17 protein-coding genes are annotated in these 21,224 nt (G+C 50.0%); 7 read left to right on the forward strand and 10 right to left on the reverse strand.

Translation table 11 applies throughout. The annotated features are described in order from the left end of the window. Window positions 1-635 precede the first annotated feature (635 nt). From I0P70_RS17765 to lepA, 4 genes are all read right to left on the reverse strand, one after another. The gene (locus I0P70_RS17765) at window positions 636-2,561 is read right to left on the reverse strand and encodes an OmpA family protein (protein ID WP_196120509.1); all 1,926 of its coding nucleotides are present in this window, start codon (window positions 2,559-2,561) and stop codon (window positions 636-638) included. 6 nt (window positions 2,562-2,567) lie between these two features. Beyond that, window positions 2,568-3,221, reverse strand: coding sequence for a 7-carboxy-7-deazaguanine synthase QueE (locus I0P70_RS17770; RefSeq protein ID WP_196120510.1), 654 nt, complete (start codon window positions 3,219-3,221; stop codon window positions 2,568-2,570). A gap of 578 nt (window positions 3,222-3,799) precedes the next feature. Next, window positions 3,800-4,681: a bifunctional 5,10-methylenetetrahydrofolate dehydrogenase/5,10-methenyltetrahydrofolate cyclohydrolase gene (locus I0P70_RS17775; RefSeq protein WP_196120511.1), complete on the reverse strand. Its 882-nt coding sequence runs from the start codon at window positions 4,679-4,681 to the stop codon at window positions 3,800-3,802. A 133-nt stretch (window positions 4,682-4,814) separates the two neighbouring features. Next, window positions 4,815-6,599, reverse strand: coding sequence for a translation elongation factor 4 (lepA, locus tag I0P70_RS17780; protein WP_196120512.1), 1,785 nt, complete (start codon window positions 6,597-6,599; stop codon window positions 4,815-4,817). Between the two features lie 182 nt (window positions 6,600-6,781). Here lepA and I0P70_RS17785 point away from each other — a divergent pair, with 182 nt between their 5' ends. From I0P70_RS17785 to I0P70_RS17795, 3 genes are all read left to right on the forward strand, one after another. Next, window positions 6,782-7,483 carry a LuxR C-terminal-related transcriptional regulator gene (locus tag I0P70_RS17785; RefSeq protein WP_196120513.1) on the forward strand — a complete coding sequence of 234 codons (702 nt, stop codon included), beginning with the start codon at window positions 6,782-6,784 and terminating at the stop codon, window positions 7,481-7,483. A 265-nt stretch (window positions 7,484-7,748) separates the two neighbouring features. Continuing rightward, window positions 7,749-11,135: a methylmalonyl-CoA mutase family protein gene (locus I0P70_RS17790; RefSeq protein WP_196120514.1), complete on the forward strand. Its 3,387-nt coding sequence runs from the start codon at window positions 7,749-7,751 to the stop codon at window positions 11,133-11,135. Window positions 11,136-11,286: 151 nt separating this feature from the next. Next, entirely contained in the window at window positions 11,287-11,454 is a 168-nt protein-coding gene (locus I0P70_RS17795) for a hypothetical protein (RefSeq protein ID WP_196120515.1), read from the forward strand. Between the two features lie 98 nt (window positions 11,455-11,552). On the opposite strand, the gene rnk is transcribed toward I0P70_RS17795, so the two are convergent. Both rnk and I0P70_RS17805 read right to left on the reverse strand, forming a co-directional pair. After that, the gene (gene rnk / locus I0P70_RS17800; protein ID WP_007660557.1) at window positions 11,553-11,963 is read right to left on the reverse strand and encodes a nucleoside diphosphate kinase regulator; all 411 of its coding nucleotides are present in this window, start codon (window positions 11,961-11,963) and stop codon (window positions 11,553-11,555) included. A 1-nt stretch (window position 11,964) separates the two neighbouring features. Beyond that, window positions 11,965-13,521: an FMN-binding glutamate synthase family protein gene (locus I0P70_RS17805; protein ID WP_196120516.1), complete on the reverse strand. Its 1,557-nt coding sequence runs from the start codon at window positions 13,519-13,521 to the stop codon at window positions 11,965-11,967. Window positions 13,522-13,991: 470 nt separating this feature from the next. Between I0P70_RS17805 and I0P70_RS21495 the strand changes: the two genes are divergently transcribed. Together I0P70_RS21495 and I0P70_RS17810 are read left to right on the forward strand one after the other, a co-directional pair. Beyond that, window positions 13,992-14,123: a hypothetical protein gene (locus I0P70_RS21495; protein WP_255531081.1), complete on the forward strand. Its 132-nt coding sequence runs from the start codon at window positions 13,992-13,994 to the stop codon at window positions 14,121-14,123. A 139-nt stretch (window positions 14,124-14,262) separates the two neighbouring features. Continuing rightward, entirely contained in the window at window positions 14,263-14,862 is a 600-nt protein-coding gene (locus tag I0P70_RS17810; RefSeq protein WP_196120517.1) for an FKBP-type peptidyl-prolyl cis-trans isomerase, read from the forward strand. An 84-nt stretch (window positions 14,863-14,946) separates the two neighbouring features. Here the strand turns inward: I0P70_RS17810 and I0P70_RS17815 are convergent, their stop codons facing one another. Beyond that, complete coding sequence (locus I0P70_RS17815) at window positions 14,947-15,438, reverse strand: hypothetical protein (protein ID WP_196120518.1); 492 nt, start codon at window positions 15,436-15,438, stop codon at window positions 14,947-14,949. 318 nt (window positions 15,439-15,756) lie between these two features. Between I0P70_RS17815 and I0P70_RS17820 the strand changes: the two genes are divergently transcribed. Continuing rightward, window positions 15,757-17,181: a Glu/Leu/Phe/Val dehydrogenase gene (locus tag I0P70_RS17820; protein WP_196120519.1), complete on the forward strand. Its 1,425-nt coding sequence runs from the start codon at window positions 15,757-15,759 to the stop codon at window positions 17,179-17,181. A 25-nt stretch (window positions 17,182-17,206) separates the two neighbouring features. Here I0P70_RS17820 and I0P70_RS17825 read toward each other — a convergent pair whose 3' ends face one another. From I0P70_RS17825 to I0P70_RS17835, 3 genes are all read right to left on the reverse strand, one after another. Beyond that, window positions 17,207-17,650 carry a hypothetical protein gene (locus tag I0P70_RS17825; protein ID WP_196120520.1) on the reverse strand — a complete coding sequence of 148 codons (444 nt, stop codon included), beginning with the start codon at window positions 17,648-17,650 and terminating at the stop codon, window positions 17,207-17,209. Between the two features lie 288 nt (window positions 17,651-17,938). After that, a complete protein-coding gene (locus I0P70_RS17830) occupies window positions 17,939-19,741 on the reverse strand; it encodes a M61 family metallopeptidase (RefSeq protein WP_196120521.1) in 1,803 nt (600 codons plus the stop codon). 102 nt (window positions 19,742-19,843) lie between these two features. Continuing rightward, window positions 19,844-20,257: a hypothetical protein gene (locus I0P70_RS17835; protein WP_196120522.1), complete on the reverse strand. Its 414-nt coding sequence runs from the start codon at window positions 20,255-20,257 to the stop codon at window positions 19,844-19,846. 264 nt (window positions 20,258-20,521) lie between these two features. Here I0P70_RS17835 and I0P70_RS17840 point away from each other — a divergent pair, with 264 nt between their 5' ends. Further along, window positions 20,522-21,145 carry a C40 family peptidase gene (locus tag I0P70_RS17840; RefSeq protein ID WP_196120523.1) on the forward strand — a complete coding sequence of 208 codons (624 nt, stop codon included), beginning with the start codon at window positions 20,522-20,524 and terminating at the stop codon, window positions 21,143-21,145. Window positions 21,146-21,224 lie beyond the last annotated feature (79 nt).

The raw sequence follows: 21,224 nt of genomic DNA on the forward strand, positions 1-21,224 counted from the left end.
CTTGATGAAAAAAGTAAGCAAAAAAATCAAGACGCTCCAAACTCGCTGAACGCTCAAACAGTGGAGCGCCGAAAAACGCACATGGCACTGCTGCTTGTTTCATAGCTTCCGTGCGAGTTAGTTTTGCTATACCTGCCAATGGTTAGCTACTGGCACTAAAACGTTCACAATTGACAAATGGCAACGGCAAAGGATCCCCTCTGGGGTAGGGCCGTTTCATTCTGCTTTTTTGTCATCCCGTAGGGGTCTTGGTGAAGAGGGACCCGCCAGTAGCAGCGGCTTATCACCCATACGACCGAGTTTCTTAACAGAATGACAGTGATCTTGGAGCAAGTTTTTGTAGAATAAAACGACTCTACTTCTAAGGGGCAGGGAGATGACAATCTTTACTTATTGTGCTCAGGAGTCAGTGGCCCCCTTTACAGAGAGTGGCAGGGGTGATTGGGTCCGGTAGATCTAGCAGAAACTACATTACTTATACCTGTGAAAAGGCAGTAGCAGATATTCCCCTCGGAGGCAAGGGCCTTCAACAGAAAGGGACAAGAGTCTGATTAATTTAGTGACCCCCGAAAGTTAGGTCCTGTGATGCTATACCTGAAAAGTGGATTAAACGATTACTAGCACCAACTCCTCTCCTACAACACCCGCATCTCAATGCGGCGGTTTTGGCTGCGGTTTTCGTCTGAGGTGTTGGGCTTGACTGGTTTGCTCTCGCCGTGACCTACGGAGGTGATGCGGTCTTTCGGTACTTTGTTGCTGCGCAGGTAGTCAGCCACAGAACGGGCACGACGCTCAGACAGAACTTTATTGTCAGCATCTGAGCCAATGTCGTCGGTATGGCCCGAGATCTCAATTCGAACGGAAGGGTTTTGCTGCATGAAGGTGATCAGCTTATCCAGCTCGGTCTTCGATTTGCGTTCCAACTTGTATTGCCCCGTATCAAAAAACAGGTTATTTAGCACAATCGCTGCTCCGGACTTGATCGGCTTCAGGTATACGTCAAGTGCCACCGGGCTCAGTGCTTTTTCAGAGGTATAGTCAAAACTCAGGCTGTTCATCAGGAAGCCGGGAGCTGAAACGTAAAGGCCATACTGCCCTCCTTCCGAAAGCACGATCGTATAATCACCCGATACCTTATCGGAGTTAACCTGTTGTACCAGCGAGTCGGCACTCACATCATAAAGCTGTACCACGGCAGCAATCGGCTTTTTGGTATCGGCATGGAAAACACGGCCTTGCGCATAGGTGCTATTCACTTTGCTGCGCCAGTTCTCTGGCACGTCCAGCTCGTAAAGTTGTATAGTAGCAGCACCGGCCTCTGTCATCTCCTGGCGGGAGTAATAGCCTTTCTTATTATCGGCGGTGATGAAGAGCGAACCTTCGTCAGCGTGCGTGTTCAGGGGATACCCCATGTTTTCGGGTTCACTCCACTTGCTCCTGTTGTCCTGCGTCGTCATAAACACGTCGAGACCGCCCATGCCCAGGTGTCCGTCGCTCACAAAGTAGAGTGTGCTCCCACTCACGTGTATGAATGGTGCCATGTCACGACCTCTTGAGTTCACAGGCTCACCCATGTTTTCAGGTTTCTGCCACGAGCCATCCTCGTTCAGACGTGTTACCCAAATATCTTCTTTGCCAATGCCGCCTGGACGTGTAGAGGTAAAGTATAGGGTACGTCCGTCGGCTGACAGGCTAGGTTGGGAATCCCATGCTTTGGAATTCACCACTGACCCCATGTTTTTGGGTTTGCTCCACTCATCCCCGCTTCTGAAAGAGATGTACAGATCACAATCGCCTTGGCTGTCGGAACGGTTGCAGGAGGTAAACACAAGCGTTTTGCCGTCACCGGAAATGGTCGCTGCTCCTTCGTTTGCAGTGGTATTGATGGCAGGAGAAATAGAGCTGGGTGGGCTCCACTTCTTGTCGCGGTACTGGCTCACAAATATGTTTTCGTCCTGGTCAGGGCGATGGCCTAGTCGTGCCGTAAAAATCAGGTGACGCTGGTCAGCGGTGGTGGAGGGAAAATACTGCAGCTCGAAGCGATTGACATCTTCAGGTAGCCTGACCGGGTTAAAGCTGACTGGCTTCTTCATGGCCTCCGCAGCAAAGTCAGCGGACTGGATCTGCTGACGGGCAAAGTCGGCCATACGTCCATTACGCGGCTTACCACGCAGGAAAAGCTCGAAATATTTGCGGGCGTTTTCGTAGTCACCCCGTTCGAAGTAGAGGTCAGCCAGGTCAAAGTAACTGTTCATCAACCCGGCGTTAAATGGCTTGAGCGCCAGGCCCTTCTGCAGGTTTTCGAAAACCTCTGGCTTATTGCCCATGGCCCGGTGCAGATGCGCAATTTTCAGGTAAGCATCTGCGTATTTTGGGTCACGCTCTATGGCCTCGTCGAGGTAGGAAAGCGCCTTGTTAAAATCACGTGCCTGTGCGGCTTCTTCTGCTTTGTAGTAAAGAGTTACTGCTTTCCTGGAATTGGAGGCCGGTCTGCCCTGTGCCAGACAGGAGGTCGCTATACTAATTGTAATCAGAGTCAGAAGAAGCAGCGGCTTAAGCATAGCTTTTTACGGAATATCCATGTACTTGTGTGTCTGCAAAGACACACGCCATTGGGGGTTGTTTTTAACGTATTCGACAATAAGTGGCATCAATTGCCCGGCTTTGCTCCACTCTGGCTGCAGGTATAACTTACAGTCAGCTCCTACCCTTGCCGCGTGCTCTTCGGCCCATGCAAAATCCGATTTGTTAAATATAATGACTTTTAGCTCATCTGCAAAAGGATATACAGAAGCATCAGGCGCCTTGAACTTCTTAGGAGACAAACACACCCAGTCCCAGTAACCGCTCAAAGGATAAGCCCCGGAGGTTTCGATCATAGTGCGTATACCTGCTTCCTGCAATCCGGCTGTTAGCGGGTTGAGGTTATAAAGCAGCGGTTCGCCGCCTGTTACTACGACGGTTTTACCCGGAAAGGTTTTAGCGGTCGTCACAATTTCCCCTACAGGAGTGAGTGGATGTTGTTCGGCGTCCCAGCTCTCTTTTACATCGCACCAGTGACAGCCCACATCACAGCCACCAAGCCTGATAAAGTAAGCTGCCGTGCCGGTGTTGCCACCTTCGCCCTGTATCGTATAAAATGCCTCCATCAGCGGAAGTTCACTGCCGTCTTTGGGCACTGAATGAATGGAGGCGGTTTTGTATGCTTTTGTCGTTTCCAAATCTGTATTCCAATGGCTATACCTGAAATATCAGGTACAAGCCTTCATTAAATAATGGTGCGGCTTTACCTGTGATAATTATAAGCCCGCACCGAACTTGCAAAGTTAGTCAAAAAAGCAACAAGGTAGAGCGCAACTTATGTTCCGTTATACCTGAGCAGATTATAAGTTCGGGTAATCAAATGATTTCAGGTATGCGTACTGGCCCGAGACAGTCCGAATCGTGCACAACGGTAATCCTGTCAGGATCTTTATATTGAACCCCTTCCCCAAGGATTTTCAGGATTAGCAATGTCGGAGGAAAACGTGCAGACCTCACAGTGTCTTTCAGACCTGTGAGTGTCTCGTGAACTACGAAGCATCATAAGTTACCATTGTTGTTAGATGTTATCCAGCACAAAAATTAGCGCTAGTACGATAAATTTAGAATTCGCAGGTATAGGTATAGCAAGGCAGCTGGCACAGACACTCACAGGTCTGAAAGACACTGTGAGGTCTTCGAAGGAACTCATTTAAAAAAAAAGCCCCTTCCTGTATTCAGGAAGGGGCCTTGGAAAATTTAGGGAGTGCAATAAGACTTAGGCGTATACCTCTTTTCTTGCAGCTCTCAAAGTATTTTTCAGCAACATGGCGATGGTCAGCGGCCCTACACCACCTGGCACGGGTGTGATATAGCTACACTTAGGAGCCACATTATCGAAATCAACATCTCCACGCAGCCTGTAGCCTGATTTACGGGAAGTGTCGGGTACGCGGGTAGTGCCCACGTCGATCACCACAGCACCTTCTTTCACCATGTCGGCGGTTACCAGACCTGGCAGCCCCACAGCCGCGATGATGATATCCGCCTGGCGGGTATAGTAAGGCAGGTCAACTGTGTTGCGGTGGCAAAGTGTTACGGTAGCGTTGCCCGGGTAAGCGGCTTTGGCCATCAGGATGCTCATAGGCGAACCTACAATGTTGCTGCGGCCAATCACCACACAGTGCTTTCCGTTCGTTTCGATGCCGTAGCGTTCGATGAGTTGCAGAATGCCGTAAGGAGTGGCTGGCAGGAAAGACGTCAGGCCAGCAACCATACGGCCTACGTTAGCCGGATGGAAACCATCCACATCTTTCTTAGGATCAACCGCCTCCAGCACTTTTTGCGTGTTAATATGCTTGGGTAGTGGCAGCTGTACAATAAAACCGTCCACTTCCTCGCTCTCGTTCAGCTCCTGTATCTTGTTGAGCAATTCTTCTTCGGTCACATCATCTTCGTAACGCACCAGCGTAGAACCAAAACCTACTTTTTCGCAGGCCAGCACTTTGTTGTTCACATACGTGACAGAGCCGCCGTCATTGCCTACCAGTATCGCCGCCAGATGCGGCACCTTGCCTCCATTGGCTTTAATTTCGGCAACTTCAGCTGCAATTTCTTGCTGAATGGCTTCGGATGTTTTTTTACCGTCGAGCAGAATCATGTTTTTAATTAAAAGTTATGAGTTAAGAGTTCTGTGTTGATGTATAGGGCCAGGGGCTTTGACACGAAGCCCTCGCCAGGCAACTATAAGCGACAAGCCCCGACGCGCAGGGGCACGTCGGGGCTTGGTATTGTTAGTCGAGTTTAAGCACGGCTAAGAAGGCTTCTTGCGGGATTTCCACGTTACCTACCTGGCGCATGCGTTTCTTACCTTTCTTCTGTTTCTCGAGGAGCTTGCGCTTACGCGAAATGTCACCGCCGTAGCACTTGGCCAGTACGTTCTTGCGCAGGGCCTTCACGGTTTCACGGGCGATGATTTTCTGCCCGATTGCCGCCTGAATGGCGATCTCGAACATCTGACGTGGCAGCAGCTCACGGAGCTTCTCGCAGAGGCGCTTGCCCCAGTCGTAGGCTTTCTCGCGGTGAACGATGGCTGACAAGGCATCCACAGGTTCACCATTTAGCATTACGTCCAGCTTCACCATATTCGACTGACGGAAACCAATCAGTTCGTAGTCCAACGAGGCGTAACCACGGGAAATAGTCTTAAGCTTATCAAAAAAGTCGAATACAATCTCTGCCAGCGGCATTTCAAAGGAAAGCTCTACCCGGTCACTGGTGAGGTAAGTCTGGTTCTTCAGGATACCGCGCTTCTCCATACACAGCGTGATGATGGGCCCCACGTACTCTGCCTTAGAGATAATCTGCGCCTTGATAAAAGGCTCCTCAATGTGGTCGATGTAGTTCGGTTCTGGCATCTCAGAAGGTGCACTTACTTTAAGCAGCTCACCTTTGGTAGTATGCACATGAAACTGTACCGACGGCACCGTGGTAATCACGGTCATGTCGAACTCTCGCTCCAGACGCTCCTGCACGATTTCCATGTGCAGCATACCGAGGAAGCCGCAACGGAAACCGAATCCAAGAGCCGCTGATGTTTCCGGCTCCCAAACAAGCGAAGCATCATTCAACTGCAGCTTCTCCATGGAGGCACGCAATTCTTCATACTCGCTGGTTTCTACCGGGTAGATACCGGCAAATACCATGGGCTTCACGTCTTCGAAACCCTGTATACCTACAGCAGGACGATCCACGTGTGTGATTGTATCCCCTACCTTTACTTCTTTAGCGTTCTTTATACCTGATATCAGGTAGCCCACGTTACCGGCAGCCATTTCCTTGCGAGGCTCCTGGTTAAGTTTGAGCACGCCAATCTCATCCGCTTCGTAGGTCTTGCCGGTGTTAATGAACTTAACCTTCTCCCCTTTTTTCAAGGTACCGTTGTAGATACGGAAGTACACCTCGATACCTCTGTATGAGTTGAATACGGAGTCAAAGATCAAGGCCTGGAGCGGAGCGGCAGGGTCGCCCTTTGGTGCAGGAACCCGGTCACAGATAGCGTTCAGTATTTCTTCTATACCTATACCTGCTTTACCGGAGGCATGGATAATGTCTTCTCTGTCGCAGCCGATCAGATCGATGATCTGGTCACTCACCTCTTCTGGCATGGCGTGCGGCAGGTCAATCTTGTTCAGTACCGGGATGATTTCCAGGTCAGAACCGATGGCCAGGTAGAGGTTCGAAATAGTCTGGGCCTCTATACCTTGCGAAGAATCCACGATCAGCAGCGCACCCTCACAGGCAGCAATAGAACGGGACACTTCATAAGAGAAGTCGACGTGGCCTGGCGTATCGATCAGGTTCAACACGTAGTCCTCTCCTTTATAATGGTAATTCATCTGGATGGCGTGACTCTTAATAGTAATGCCGCGCTCACGCTCCAGATCCATGTTATCGAGCAGCTGGTTTTGCATTTCACGCTCTGCAACCGTAGAAGTAAATTCCAGCAGGCGGTCAGCCAGCGTGCTTTTACCGTGGTCGATGTGAGCGATGATGCAGAAATTGCGAATGTTCTTCATAAATAGTTCTTACGAAAAACAAAGTTAAGAAGAATGTAGGTTTGTTGCTGTATTCCGGCCTAAATCATTTTATGATTGGCCTCTTTGCCGTCCCCTCCTTATTATTCTGCCAACACACATGGAATTTAGCATATAAGTTTTATAACTTTAGAATCTTTTTGCAAACCGAAATCAGATACTGTATGCCAGAACAGACTTCCAGCGCCGATAAGATTGCCGCTATGGAGCGTGAGATTCAACTTCTGAAGGAGAAATGTGAGTTCCTGGAGAAGGTCATCCACGAAGTGCCTGCCAATATCTACATCTCCAACCTGGACCTGGGGGTAGTCTGGTGCAATCGCGCCAATGAGGAAAGCCTTGGCTATACCTTGGCTGAGATACTGGAAATGGGTGGCATGAAGTACATAGAGACCATTGTGCACCCGGACGACCAGCAAATCCCTGAAGACAGCATCACCCATTACCAGCAGTTCAACGGGGCTGAATTCGGAGGCTTGTTCCGGGCAAAACACAAAGAGGAAGACCAGTACAAATGGTTTGTAGGCTGGGCCAAGGCTTTCAGCAAAAACCAGCAGGGAGAGGTTAAGGAGGTGGTCTGTGTGGATGTAGACCTGAGCCCTGCCATGAATACGGAAGCTCAGTTGGTACAGGCACTCAAGGAGAAGCTGAAGCAAAAAAGGAGCCGGGTAGTGAGGAGTTTGCGAAAGCGCGAAATCGAGATTCTCGAACTGATCTGCAAGGGGTGCAGCACCAAGGAGATCGCCGAGCAACTATTTATCAGCCCGAACACCGTGAGTACCCACCGCAAGAGCATCCAAAAGAAACTCCGCACTACCAATGTGGCTGACCTGGTGTCGCTTGGAAAAGAGGCGGGACTAGGCTAAACTACAGCGTTTCCTCATACTTTCACGAGTCCTTTGCCTGCTAAACCCCTTCCCTAGAGGCTCGCATAATCGCCCGCTCTTGCCAGCGTATACCTGCTCCTTGGTATTTTCTTGCTTCTAAGGCTATCCATACCGTATATCCCAGTACGGCTTTGGCGATGGTTGCGCTGTTTCCTGGCTTTTCTGAATCAGGCCCTGCCTGTCAATCCTGCGTAAAAATGACTATATTCGCATCAAATTTGAAAAAAATCCTTGTTAGTAAATTATGCAACTTACTAAAGTAGAACCATATAAGCCGGTGAACCACATCCGGATCGTGACGGCTGCCTCCTTGTTTGACGGGCACGACGCTTCGATCAACATCATGCGCCGCATCATCCAGGCATCTGGCGCCGAGGTGATTCACCTGGGCCACAACCGCTCTGTACAGGAGATCGTGGATTGCGCGGTGCAGGAAGACGCACAAGCCATCGCCATCACCTCCTACCAGGGCGGTCACCTGGAGTATTTCAAATACATGTACGACCTGCTCAACGAGCGTGGCTGCGGCCATATCCGCATCTTCGGCGGTGGCGGCGGGGTGATCCTGCCGACTGAGATCGAGGAACTGCATGAATACGGCATTGCCCGCATCTACTCCCCGGACGACGGTCGCGCCATGGGGCTGCAGGGTATGATCAACGACATGCTGGAGAAGTGCGACTTCCCGACAGGCAAAGACCTGAACGGAGAAGCGAAGCACCTGCGTGACAAAGACCCGAAAGCCATCGCCCGGCTGATCTCGGCTGCTGAGAACTTCCCGGAGGAAGCCCGCAGCATTCTGAACGAAGTAAGAGAGCAGGCCAAAGAAGTGAAAACACCAGTGCTCGGTATAACCGGTACGGGTGGTGCCGGTAAATCATCATTGGTGGACGAACTGGTGCGCCGTTTCCTGCTCGACTTCCCGGAGAAGAAGATCGCTATTATTTCGGTGGACCCATCGAAGCGCAAGACCGGTGGTGCCCTGTTGGGCGACCGTATCCGTATGAACTCGATCTCGAACGAGCGGGTATACATGCGCTCCCTGGCCACACGCCAGAGCAACCTGGCCCTGAGCAAGTATGTGCAGGACGCGGTAGACATCGTGAAAGCGGCCGATTTTGACATGATCATCCTGGAGACATCTGGTATAGGCCAGTCTGACACGGAGATCATCGAGCACTCCGATATGAGCCTGTATGTGATGACGCCGGAGTACGGTGCCGCCACGCAGCTCGAGAAGATCGATATGCTTGACTTTGCCGACGTGATCGCCCTGAACAAATTTGACAAGCGCGGTGCCCTCGACGCCCTGCGTGACGTGAAGAAACAGTATAAGCGCAACCACCAGTTGTGGGACGTAAGCGACGACGAGATACCGGTGTTCGGCACCATCGCTTCGCAGTTCAACGACCCGGGCATGAACCAGCTCTACCGTGCCGTTATGGCCAAGCTGTCGGAGAAAACAGGCGTTGAGTTCGACTCCAACCTGCAGACTTCAAAGGAAATGTCGGAGAAGGTGTTCATCATCCCTCCTGCCCGCACCCGCTACCTTTCTGAGATCTCTGAGACCATCCGCAACTACGACAAGTGGACGAAGGATCAGGCCGAAGTAGCGCAGAAGCTTTACGGCATCAAGAAATCAATTGAGGCGGTGCAGGGGATTGAGGTGGAAGACAAGGACCGTCTGATCAAGCAGCTCGAGCAGGCTTATGCCGAAGTAGAGCTGAGCCTGGACGGACAGAACAAGAAGATACTTGAGAACTGGAAAGACAAGGTTCAAGCCTACAAGAACGAGTTCTATGTGTTCAAGGTGCGTGACAAAGAACTAAAGATCAAGACGCATACTGAATCGCTCTCGCACCTGCAAATACCAAAGGTTTCTACTCCGCGCTACGAGGCCTGGGGTGATTTGCTCAAGTGGAACCTGCAGGAGAACGTGCCGGGTGAGTTCCCTTATACAGCGGGTGTTTTCCCGTTCAAGCGCGAAGGCGAAGACCCAACCCGTATGTTTGCGGGCGAAGGCGGTCCGGAGCGTACCAACCGTCGCTTCCACTACGTGAGCCTGGGCATGCCAGCAAAGCGCCTCTCCACGGCTTTCGACTCGGTGACGCTTTACGGTGAAGACCCGGACTTCAGACCAGACATCTACGGCAAGATCGGTAACTCCGGCGTGAGCATCTGCTGCCTGGATGATGCCAAGAAACTGTACTCCGGCTTCAACCTGGCCGACCCGATGACCTCGGTTTCGATGACCATCAATGGTCCTGCTGCGATTCTGACTGGCTTCTTTATGAATGCCGCCATCGACCAGCAGTGTGAACTGTACATCAAAGAGAACGGTCTCGAAGAAGAAATCAACCAGAAGATCGACGCCATCTACAAAGAGAAAGGCACGGAGCGTCCACGTTATCAGGGCGAACTGCCAAAGGGCAACGACGGCCTTGGCCTGATGCTATTGGGCGTAACCGGTGACCAGGTGCTACCGGCTGAGGTATACGAGCCGATAAAGGCACGCACTTTGGCTTCTGTACGTGGCACCGTGCAGGCGGATATCCTGAAAGAAGACCAGGCGCAAAATACCTGTATCTTCTCCACGGAATTCTCACTGCGATTGATGGGTGACGTGCAGGCCTACTTCATCGACAAGAACGTACGCAACTTCTACTCGGTGTCTATCTCCGGCTATCACATCGCGGAGGCAGGTGCCAACCCGATTTCGCAGCTGGCCTTCACGTTGGCCAATGGCTTTACGTTTGTGGAATACTATGTGAGCCGCGGTATGGACATCAACAAGTTTGCGCCAAACCTGAGCTTCTTCTTCTCAAACGGTATCGATCCGGAATATGCGGTGATTGGTCGTGTGGCCCGAAGAATCTGGGCGAAGGCGATGAAGCACAAGTATAATGCTGATGCTCGTTCGCAGATGCTGAAGTACCACATCCAGACCTCTGGCCGTTCACTGCACGCGCAGGAGATCGACTTTAACGACATCCGCACCACGCTGCAGGCACTGTATGCAATTTACGACAACTGTAACTCACTGCACACGAACGCTTACGACGAGGCGATCACGACCCCAACAGAAGCATCTGTTCGTCGTGCCATGGCCATCCAGCTGATCATCAACCGTGAGCTGGGTCTGGCCAAGAACGAGAACCCGCTGCAGGGCTCGTTCATTATCGAAGAATTGACTGACCTGGTAGAAGAGGCTGTACTGGCCGAATTTGACCGCATCACGGAACGTGGCGGTGTATTGGGTGCCATGGAGACAATGTACCAGCGCGGTAAGATTCAGGAGGAAAGCCTGTACTACGAGACACTGAAGCACACCGGAGAGTACCCGATCATCGGCGTGAACACCTTCCTTTCTTCCACAGGTTCGCCAACGGTGCTGCCTACAGAAGTAATTCGCGCAACGGAAGACGAAAAGCAATACCAGATCTCGATGCTGCAAAGCTTGCACCAGCGCAATGCCGATAAGTCAGAAGAAATGCTGAAACGCATCCAGCAGGTGGCGATCAACAACGGGAACATCTTTGAGGAGATGATGGAGACCGTGAAGTACTGCTCACTGGGTCAGATTACCAACGCCCTGTTTGAGGTCGGCGGACAGTACCGCAGAAATATGTAAGTTTTGATAAAATATGCCGCAAGCAGGCGGCGTTATTAAAAGCAAAGGCCGGGCATTTGCCCGGCCTTCTTTTTTGTATCTGCTGGCAGTCAGCACCTTGACAACATATTGCAGCTTTGAGAGGTATAAAGCAACATAAATAAATCGCACCATGAAAACCAAAAATAAAAATAAAGACATTGAGGATTTCCCGTTCGTGCTGGTTGGCTCGGCACTCGTGTTCCTGGGCCTGGCAGCTTACGTATACTTGAGCACCAGGATCGAGGAAGAAGAGATCGACTTTGACCTTTGGGAAGAAAACATCAGCGATTATGCCTGATAGAGTACAGGTATGAGCACCTTTTTTAAGAAAGCAAAAAGCCAGTTCGCTATACCTTAGCAGGTTGCGAACTGGCTTTTTTTGACTTAATCTTATACCTAAAGCGAGAAGTTACCGGAAGCTTCCGGTTGAAACGTCACCTTTTCAATTTTATAGTTGATCGTGCCTGATGGAACAGGCCACTCTACCTCGTCTCCTTCTTTACAGCCAATAATGGCTGTACCTACCGGAGCGAGAATGGAAATTTTACGGGTGTTCACGTCGGCATCCTTCGGGTACACCAGCGTAATCTCCATTTCCTTGCCGCTCTTCAAGTCCTTTAATAAAACACTTGAATTCATCGTCACGACTTCTGCTGGAATCTCCTCCGAAGCAACCCGCCTGGCCCGCTTCAGTTCTTCACCAAGCTTAGCAATGTTTGGCTGCATGCCTGCACCCTGTCTTTGCTGCTGCACCAGATCAACCAGGCGCTTGTAATCCTGCTCGGTCAGATAGATTAAGTTATCCATATCAATTAAGTACGTAGTTTTTGCTGATAGAACTGGGGGAAGGCTTCTTCGGAAAATAAATGTCCTTGAAACTCTTCGTCTGCCCCTGCTCCACACGCCTGAATATTTTATCCGGCGTGATATCCTGCAGGGATGCAAAGCCGCAGGCCTCCATCACTTCGATGGTTGACTTGATGGTATTGCCATGGAAGTTGGCCACACGCACCCGCTTATCTGCTACGTCCAGCCCCTTGTACAGGTTCTTATCCTGTGTGGCTATACCTACCGGGCAGCGGCCGGAGTCACACTGTAAGGCCTGTATACAGCCCAGCGCGAACATCATACCCCTTGCACTGTAGCATATGTCAGCACCCAGCGAAATAGCCTTGATGATGTCCACCCCGGTGATGATCTTACCCGCCGCTATCAGTTTAATCTCGTCACGCAGCCCGTAGAGTTCCAGCATGTGCTGCACGTAGGCCAGGGCGTCGTAAAGCGGCATACCCAGGCTATCGGTAAACTCAAGTGGTGCGGCACCTGTACCGCCCTCAGCCCCGTCTATCGTGATGAAGTCCGGGTAGATGCGGTTGTGCTTCATTTCCTGGCAGAGGCGCTCAAACTCCTGCTTGTTACCAATGCACAGCTTGATACCGATCGGCTTGCCGTCTGAAAGCACGCGCAATTTGTCTATGTACAGCAGCATGGTAAACTGGTCATTGAAAGCTGAGTGTGCCGGAGGCGAAGCAACTGTGGTATAGGGCTCCACCTTGCGTATAGCTGCGATCTCCGGTGTATTCTTGGCAGCCGGCAGTATACCACCGTGCCCTGGCTTGGCTCCCTGTGACAACTTGATCTCCACCATCTTGATGTGCGGATGCGCTACCTGCTCTTTGAATAGCTTTTCAGAGAAGTTGCCGTCTTTGTCGCGGCAGCCAAAGTAGCCCGTACCGATCTGCCAGATCAGGTCGCCGCCACCTTCTAGGTGGAAAGGACTCACGCCCCCCTCACCGGTATTGTGCGCAAAGCCGCCCAGTTTGGCACCCGCACTCAGAGCAGTCACAGCTGTTTTACTCAGAGAGCCATAACTCATGGCTGAGATATTGTAAATGCTGGCGCTATAAGGCTGCTTACACCGGCTGCCTCCTACTGTCACGCGCAGGTCCTTGGCCTGTACGTGCACAGGGAACATGGTATGGGCAATCCACTCGAAGCCCGGCTCCTGGCTGTTGGCCTGCATACCGAACGGTACCGTCTCGCGCACGTTCTTCGCGCGCTGGTACACGATGGAGCGCTGGCGTCGGCTGAATGGCTTGCCATCCAGGTCGGACTCAAAGAAGTATTGACGTAGCTCCGGTCGGATGCTCTCGAAGAAATAGCGCAGATAGCCTACCAGCGGGTAGTTGCGCAGAATGGAGTGCCTGCCCTGCCGAACGTTGCGCAGGTATAGCAGGTGCAAGGGCACAATGACTAAGAGAAGCCACAGGTATGGCCGCTCAAAAATCGATAAAAACAGGGTAAACAGATAAGCTGCTATAAAGACGTATCCCAGGGATTGCCTCACACTGACCTTACTTGCCATGTCGTAAAATCTTAGAAAATGAATGAGTGAAAGAAAATTGCTTAACCAGAAATCTGTAATTGCCAGTTATGTTGCGGGGCGCCAGAGCGTAAGCTCCGGCTTACTTGTTAAAGGCCTTGGGAGAGGAAAAAAAGTTAAGGCAATAGCCATTCAGTTCATCACACATTACCACATGATGAGAAGCTGCTACCAGACCTGAACCAGGTATGGTAAGCCAGAAAGAAGGATATTTGCCGGTTGGCCTCATGTCTTTTCGGTTGACAGTGCAAAGTTAATTGAAAGAAAAGAAGAAAACCTAAAAATCATACGCTAATAAGTGGCAGGCTGTTTTTTTTAAGCGCCAATAAGAAGGGGTATATGCTTACTTCATGCTTTTGTACTAAAATACAGTGAATGAGGGTGAAAGATGCACAACCTAAATCACTATATAGCGTTAAAAAATTTAAGTTTAACTCTTCAGGCTATATATCATGATGCGCTTTACGACAATCTCCTCTCTCCTGCTCATCGGCACCACATTTGGCTACCTTATGAAAGGCTGGATGTCGCCCGGGCAATTCCAAATGGACCTTCACGAAGAAGACATTCACTTATATCTCTAAGCTTTCGACTGTTGTTTAGGTAATGAGAAAGCAGGCCTCACGCCTGCTTTCTCTCCTGAATGCATTCCTTTTAGGTTAATCCCCCCTTTAGCCGTACCTTTATCACCGAAAATCAATCCTATCATCTATACCTTTATACATGACACAAAAGGAAAAAATAAGCTACATCATCGGCCGCGACATGGCAGCCAACCTCAAAAAACAGGGTATCGAAATCGAAGCGGATGCTTTTGTAAAAGGCCTGAAAGAGGTGATCGCCGGTGAGCCTTCCTCTCTTTCCCAGCAGGATATCCAGATGGCCATGATGGCGCTACAGCAGGAGATGCAAGAAAAGCAAGGCGCTCAAGGCGGTGAAAACCAGAAAGCCGGTGAAGCTTTTTTAGCGGAAAATAAAAATAAGGAGGGTGTTAAAACACTGCCGAGCGGTCTGCAGTACCAGGTGCTTCAGGAAGGCACCGGCAAGTCACCGGCAGCCTCTGACAAAGTAACGACTCACTACCACGGCACTCTGATCGACGGTACGGTGTTCGACTCAAGCTACGAGCGCGGTCAGCCAGCCACGTTCCCTGTTAACGGTGTAATTGCCGGCTGGACAGAAGCCCTTCAGTTGATGAAGGAAGGTGCTAAATGGAGACTGTTCATTCCGTCCAACCTGGCTTATGGCTCACAGGGCGCCGGCGACGTGATCGGACCAAACACTACACTGATTTTTGATGTGGAGCTGATCTCAGTTCACTAATTTATACCAGCGTAATAAATAAAGAGGTCCGGCCAGGTGATAATCATACCAACCGGACCTCTTTTTATTCGGAGGTCGCTATACCTAGGCCATCTTCAGGTCAGTTTCGGCCATCTCGTGCAGCCAGCGGCGACTTTCTTCCTGGTACAGGAAATGGTGGATGATCATAAAGTTATCTCCATCCATCAGTTCATCCCCGTCTATTTCATTTACCAAACTATTGTAAGCGAACACGGGCATAACAACCGCTACAAAGACATTCTTATTTACAGCACGCAGCACTTCCGGGAATACATACTTGAACACCCACTGTTGGTCTTCTTTTTCAATGGCAAGTCTACTCTGCAGGTTCAGTATCCATTTCTGCGGCTTATACATGAACACCATGTCCATGATGTGTGCGTAGCCCTGTCGCAGTTCGTTGGAGCTAACCTCTCCGTCCCACTTAATATAAAGCGTTTCTTCCTCATGCACGTACTTCAGCCTCAACTGCTCCTGCAGGACACTGCGATGCTGATCCCTTACCGAAAAATGTCTGCCAAAAGCATGGGCACCCATCAAATTGTCTGTGTACATGGTACGTATCAGTTTATGCGGCTTATGGCCATCAGGTAGAAGATATTTAAACTAAACATAGTCAACTAAAGAAGAGCGACTTGGATTCTGTATAAACAAAGATGTAATATTTATATATTAATAACAAGAAATAGTTAAATATTTTATTGGTTTCATATAGTTAACAAACTTAACTGGCTTACTGACAAGTTTCTAAGCTGCTAAAAATTTTTTCTTTAACTTATGTCAGTTTCCGAAACAAAAGCCCTTAAGCAAACAATTTACCCCGGCAGACGTTCTAAACTCATTTAATGCATTCACCAAAAAAGATATACTCCTATGGCAAACACCCCAAATGAAGGCAAAAAATTTCTGGAAAGCGTGCACCAGTTTTTCGATCACGCTGCCAGTTATTCAAAGCTTGACCCTGGTATTCTGGCACAGATCAAGACCTGCAACAGTGTATATAAAGTGTCTTTTCCGGTTGAGATCGATGGCCGTGTAGAAGTGATCGAAGGCATCAGAGTGCAGCATAGCCACCACAAACTTCCGTCCAAAGGGGGTATCAGATTCAGCATGCAGGTAGATGAGGATGAGGTGAAGGCACTTGCAACGCTGATGACGTTTAAATGCGCGGTGGTAGATGTGCCTTTTGGGGGTGCCAAGGGTGGCGTAAAGATTAACCCACGCACCAGTTCTGTCAAAACACTCGAAAAAGTAACGCGCCGTTACGCAGCTGAACTTATCAAGAAAAACCTGATTGGGCCAGGTATGGACGTACCAGCTCCTGACTACGGCACAGGCAGCCGCGAAATGGCCTGGATTGCAGACACGTATCAGGCACTCAAGTATGGCGAAACTAATGCGCTGGGTTGTGTAACGGGTAAGCCTGTAGGCCAGGGCGGTATCCGGGGCCGTGCAGAAGCTACCGGTCTGGGGGTATTCTATGGCATACGCGAAGCTCTGAGTGACACGGAATACATGAAAAAGGCAGGTATAGAAGGCAATACCATGGAGGGCAAGCGTGTTATTGTGCAGGGTCTGGGCAATGTAGGCTACAATGCCGCTCACTTCTGTCAGCAGGACGGTGCCATCATCATAGGTATAGCAGAGCGCGAAGGCGGTATCTATAACTCCAATGGCATCGATGTGGCGGAGGCTTTCAAGCATCGCAGTGAAACAGGTTCTATCCTGGATTTCGGGCAGTGCAAGAACTTTGAAAACTCAGTGGAACTGCTGGAAGAAGAGTGTGACATTCTGATCCCGGCCGCTCTGGAAAACCAGATACATGCCGGCAACGCAGCCCGCATCAAAGCAAAAATAGTTGCGGAAGGTGCCAATGGTCCTGTCACCCGTGATGCTGAAAAGATTTTGCTCGAGAAAGGAATCATCATTATACCTGACCTCTACATAAATGCAGGCGGTGTGACCGTATCCTATTTCGAATGGCTAAAAAACCTGTCAAATGTACGTTTTGGACGTATGGGCAAGCGTGCCGAGGAAGCCAGCCATAGACGCCTCGTTAATGCGATTGAGAGCGCTTCCGGTAAAAGCTTGACCACCCATGAGCGTACTATGCTTATACAGGGTTCTGACGAGATCAGCCTGGTGCGCTCCGGTCTGGAGGACACCATGATCAACGCTTATCACGAGATCAGGGGCGTCATGAACAAAAAGGACATACATGATATGCGTGCAGCTGCTTTCCTGACTGCCATCGAAAAGATAGGGGTGAGTTATGAAGCGCTTGGCATTTTCCCTTGATGGGTAAGTGAACCAGCAGGAAGGGTCAGGATTTTGCTACCATGGCAAGGTCCTGACCTTTTTGCATGTACAGCAGCCAGTCCATTGCCTCAGCCTTGTCAGTGAAATAGTTGAAGTGAATAAAATCGTGCACCGGTAACAGCTGAGAGGCAATGTAGTTGTTGACAAGTGCCTTAAAGTGGCCTTCTGAAAAGATAACTGCCGCGTAAATATCCTCCCCGATAATATCCGATACCTGTGGGTAATACTCACGGCTCAGCCAGACCTCCTGCTCGGCATCAAAAGGCCCAATGCGTGACATGTCAGTACTGTAATAGCAGATCTTAGGGCTGGTTTTCACAAACTGCAGCACCTGCCAGTATAAGTTTCTGAACTGATCTGTATCTGGCTTCAATTTCCAGCTAATGGATAGCACACCTGCTTCCTTCAGATAGGTAACAAGAGCATAGGACGAATCACTGATGACCATATGGCAAACCGCTTGGTTTCTGGTGTTTATATTCGAAATATAGTATAAATTTTATTTTTGCGCAAATACTGGCTGGCAAAAGTTAAAAAACCAATCCAATTGAATACCAGACTTCTGAACAGAAAACAGTCCAATACTAGACACCTATTGTTTAAGATCAAATTATTGTAAACTTATCACAATTTTGGGGTACAAGCGATTAGATAAACTATATAAGCTTCCCCGTAAGCAAAGTAAAAGGCCGGCTCTTGATGAAAGAGCCGGCCTTTTACTTTATTTAAACGGTCGCTATTGCAGCTTCAGCCATTTCGTATAGATCTTCTGTTGCACTGCGGTTGGTTTTTCTACACGCTCAAAACGGTAGCGTACGCTCTTATCTGCCACAATCGGAATCTGCAACTCCAGCAGCTTACCGTCGCGCACAACGGTTACCGATACTTTGTCACCGATCGTGCGCCCGCTGATCAGGGGAGAAATGTCGCTTTCTACTCTGTAGCCGTCAATAGCGATGAGCTCGTCATTCACGTTCAGGCCTCCCTCCCAGGTGCTGCTGCCACGGGCTACAGTTTTTACGATGGTGCGTCCATTCTCCACTGCCGTGCCGGCTCCCCAGTTCAGGTTGAGCACGCCTTCGTTCTGGTTAACGAGCCGCAGCCCGGCGGCTTCGAAATAGCGGTTGTAGTCCGGCGTCTCTGTGCCGTGCACGTAGCTCTGGAAGAAATCGTCCAGCTTGCGACCGGCGAAACGCTCCAGCGCCTCCTTGAACTCCTGCTCTGTAAAGCCACGGTTCAGCTTCTTGTAGTAACGGTCATACATGTAGCGCATCACGTCATCCAGGCTTTTATCGCCTTTGGTGTTCTTCATGATCTCCATGTTCAGCAGGTGCCCGAGTACGCCGCCTTTGGTATAATAGGACACTTCGGCATTGTTTGTGTTCTCGTTGCGGCGATAGTACTTGATCCAGGCATCGAAGCTGGACTCAGCTACCGTCTGCACCTGGTTGCCTGGCGTGTTCTCCACTGAGTTGATACTGCCTGCCACTACATCCAGGTAGCGCTCTGTGCGCATCAGACCGGCTCGCTGGGTGATCAGGTCATCGTAATAGCTCGTGATCCCCTCCGACACCCACAGCAGTCGGGTATAGTTTTCCTTGTCATAATCAAAGGGACCAAGTGGGGCCGGACGCAGGCGCTTCACGTTCCAAAGGTGGAAGTACTCATGCGCTACCAGCGCCATAAAACCGGTATAGCCCTGCTCGGTGCCATAATTCCAGCGGCTTGTCTGCAAGGTGGTCGAGTTCAGGTGCTCCAGTCCGCCGCCGCCGCGGTGCAGGTTGTGCACAATGAAAACATAGCGGTCAACAGGCAGCTCGCCCATCAGACTGATGCATTCTTCCACTACCTTTTTCATGTCAGCCAACAGGCGCTCAGGCTGGTAGTTACCTTCCCCGTACATGGCTATTTCGTGGGGCACGCCACCTGCCTCGAATCGAAGCACTTCGTGGTTGCCGATCTCCAGCGGAGAGTCGGCCAGGATGTCGTAGTCAGGGAAGGTATAAGTAAAGTTGCCTGTGCTTTTGAGGCCGGTAGACACCGTCTTCCAGTCCTTGAAAGGCTGTATCACCAATGTGCCCTGCTGCTTCTGATAGCCCTCCGGATACATAAATATACTTGTACCGTTCACATAGCCATGCGAAGCGTCCAGGAAGCTGGTGCGCACGCTCATCTCGTAGGCGTATACCTTGTAGCGCACTCGCACGGCCTCAGCCTTGTTGCTATATACACGCCAGGTGTTCTTGTCCACCTTCTCGTGGCGCAGCGCTTTGCCTGATTTGTCAGTGGCATGAAAGCCTTCCACATTCTTCGCGAACTCGCGTACCAGGTATGAGCCGGGAGCCCATACGGGCATTTTATAGTCAATGTAGTTTTGCCGGGCACCGCTCAACTCCACTTCTACCTCAAAATAGTGGGTATGCGGCTCCGACATCGACAAGGTATAGCGCAGGTCAGCAGCCAATGTCGACAGGGTGGTTAGGAAAAAGAAACAGAAGGATAAGAAAAGGTAAAGAATAGGTTGTTTAGGATGAAACATGCGGAATAGATGGGTTGATGATTTAAAAGCTTTCCGGCATTTTACGATAAAAAGCCTGCTTTTCAAAATCCGCAAGGTTCAGGTATAGCGTAATCCTGGTGCTCATGCACACTCTGACTGGCGGTGATCCAGCCAGTTGATCGCATCCTGCATATCACAAAAGGTGTTTATGATGATAAAGGAATTATAGCTCTTCAGCCCCAGCAGGCCGGATTCTTTGATCATGTCATGGTAGCAATTTTCGTCCACTACCAGCGCTACATGATTCCCCGTGCCCAAGTGCATCATGATCTGGGGAAAAAGCTGCACCTGTAACCAGGTTTCCTCCTCCTCACTGAGCTTACCGATATTGCGCAGATCGAACAGCCACTGCTTCACATGATGCTTCATAGCAAAACGAAAGGCCTCCAGCAACCCTTCTCTGAACTCATCTGCCTGCATTGTCCGGTTGTACTGTACCATCAACCGATCTGCCACATAGTCTACTGCACAGGTGTCCGACTTAAACAATTCCATCCTATCAAGTTTTAAATCATCTGCAAAATCATAAATTTTATACTAAAATATAACACTATTATACCATATTAATTTCATTGTGCTGATAATTTATATGAACAGACATAATACTCTGACGAATGGCCCTGAAAAGCCTGTTAAAAATGTCGAGGGTAAGTTTTCCGGGTATAGCAAATCAGGGGTTTTCTGAATTCGCTGGCTGGTAGCAGACAGACTGGCACGATATTTCCATAGTTATTGTTACTAAACCTAAACCCTATCGCTATGAAAAAGATGATTGCCTTAATGCTTGCCCCTGTCGTACTGCTGTTGATATTGTTATCAGCGGGTACCGATCAGGCGGCTTCTCCTGCACAGGAAACGACTTCAGTGCGCTTTGCCAGCCTGAAAACAGATAAAACAGAACCTGCAGCTCAGCAAGCCAACTCGGAAAATCGGGATGCAATGGCTGAGTCCGATACGGATGACGCTGGCCTGAACTGGGTAGATGCCAGTGGCACAATTGTCACGGACTCCCTGATTGCTTATGCTCTGACTTTGATGGGAACGCCTTATGTGTACGGCGGTACAAGCAACAATGGCTTTGACTGCTCTGGTTTTACTTCGCATGTATACCAGGAATTCGGAGTGCCGGTGACACGCTCTTCTACTACACAGTCAGAGGATGGTATACCTGTAACGCGTGACGAGGCCCGCCCGGGTGATTTGGTAGTATTTACGGGTACAAACCCGCAGGTACGCGAACCTGGTCACGTTGGCATAGTAATTTCTGAGCCCGGCGATACAATCAGTTTTGTGCACTCTTCCTCTAATGGCGGCGTAAAGATCAGCCAGGTAGAAGGTACTGGTTATGACAGACGCTTTTTGGGTATCAGGCGTGTGCTATAAGGCATAGGTCAAACATAAATTACCTGTAATTACGTAAGATACACTATATAGCCCGACTGGCATTAGCCGGCCGGGCAAA

The organism is Pontibacter sp. FD36 (assembly GCF_015686655.1).
Lineage (GTDB): Bacteria > Bacteroidota > Bacteroidia > Cytophagales > Hymenobacteraceae > Pontibacter.

Bases quoted from the DNA above. Each gene is read 5' to 3' on its own strand.
- I0P70_RS17765 (WP_196120509.1), bottom strand. From the start codon at position 2,561: ATGCTTAAGCCGCTGCTTCTTCTGACTCTGATTACAATTAGTATAGCG.
- I0P70_RS17775 (WP_196120511.1), bottom strand. From the start codon at position 4,681: ATGATTCTGCTCGACGGTAAAAAAACATCCGAAGCCATTCAGCAAGAA.
- lepA (WP_196120512.1), bottom strand. From the start codon at position 6,599: ATGAAGAACATTCGCAATTTCTGCATCATCGCTCACATCGACCACGGT.
- I0P70_RS17785 (WP_196120513.1), top strand. From the start codon at position 6,782: ATGCCAGAACAGACTTCCAGCGCCGATAAGATTGCCGCTATGGAGCGT.
- I0P70_RS17790 (WP_196120514.1), top strand. From the start codon at position 7,749: ATGCAACTTACTAAAGTAGAACCATATAAGCCGGTGAACCACATCCGG.
- I0P70_RS17795 (WP_196120515.1), top strand. From the start codon at position 11,287: ATGAAAACCAAAAATAAAAATAAAGACATTGAGGATTTCCCGTTCGTG.
- rnk (WP_007660557.1), bottom strand. From the start codon at position 11,963: ATGGATAACTTAATCTATCTGACCGAGCAGGATTACAAGCGCCTGGTT.
- I0P70_RS17805 (WP_196120516.1), bottom strand. From the start codon at position 13,521: ATGGCAAGTAAGGTCAGTGTGAGGCAATCCCTGGGATACGTCTTTATA.
- I0P70_RS21495 (WP_255531081.1), top strand. From the start codon at position 13,992: ATGATGCGCTTTACGACAATCTCCTCTCTCCTGCTCATCGGCACCACA.
- I0P70_RS17810 (WP_196120517.1), top strand. From the start codon at position 14,263: ATGACACAAAAGGAAAAAATAAGCTACATCATCGGCCGCGACATGGCA.
- I0P70_RS17815 (WP_196120518.1), bottom strand. From the start codon at position 15,438: ATGTACACAGACAATTTGATGGGTGCCCATGCTTTTGGCAGACATTTT.
- I0P70_RS17820 (WP_196120519.1), top strand. From the start codon at position 15,757: ATGGCAAACACCCCAAATGAAGGCAAAAAATTTCTGGAAAGCGTGCAC.
- I0P70_RS17825 (WP_196120520.1), bottom strand. From the start codon at position 17,650: ATGGTCATCAGTGATTCGTCCTATGCTCTTGTTACCTATCTGAAGGAA.
- I0P70_RS17830 (WP_196120521.1), bottom strand. From the start codon at position 19,741: ATGTTTCATCCTAAACAACCTATTCTTTACCTTTTCTTATCCTTCTGT.
- I0P70_RS17835 (WP_196120522.1), bottom strand. From the start codon at position 20,257: ATGGAATTGTTTAAGTCGGACACCTGTGCAGTAGACTATGTGGCAGAT.
- I0P70_RS17840 (WP_196120523.1), top strand. From the start codon at position 20,522: ATGAAAAAGATGATTGCCTTAATGCTTGCCCCTGTCGTACTGCTGTTG.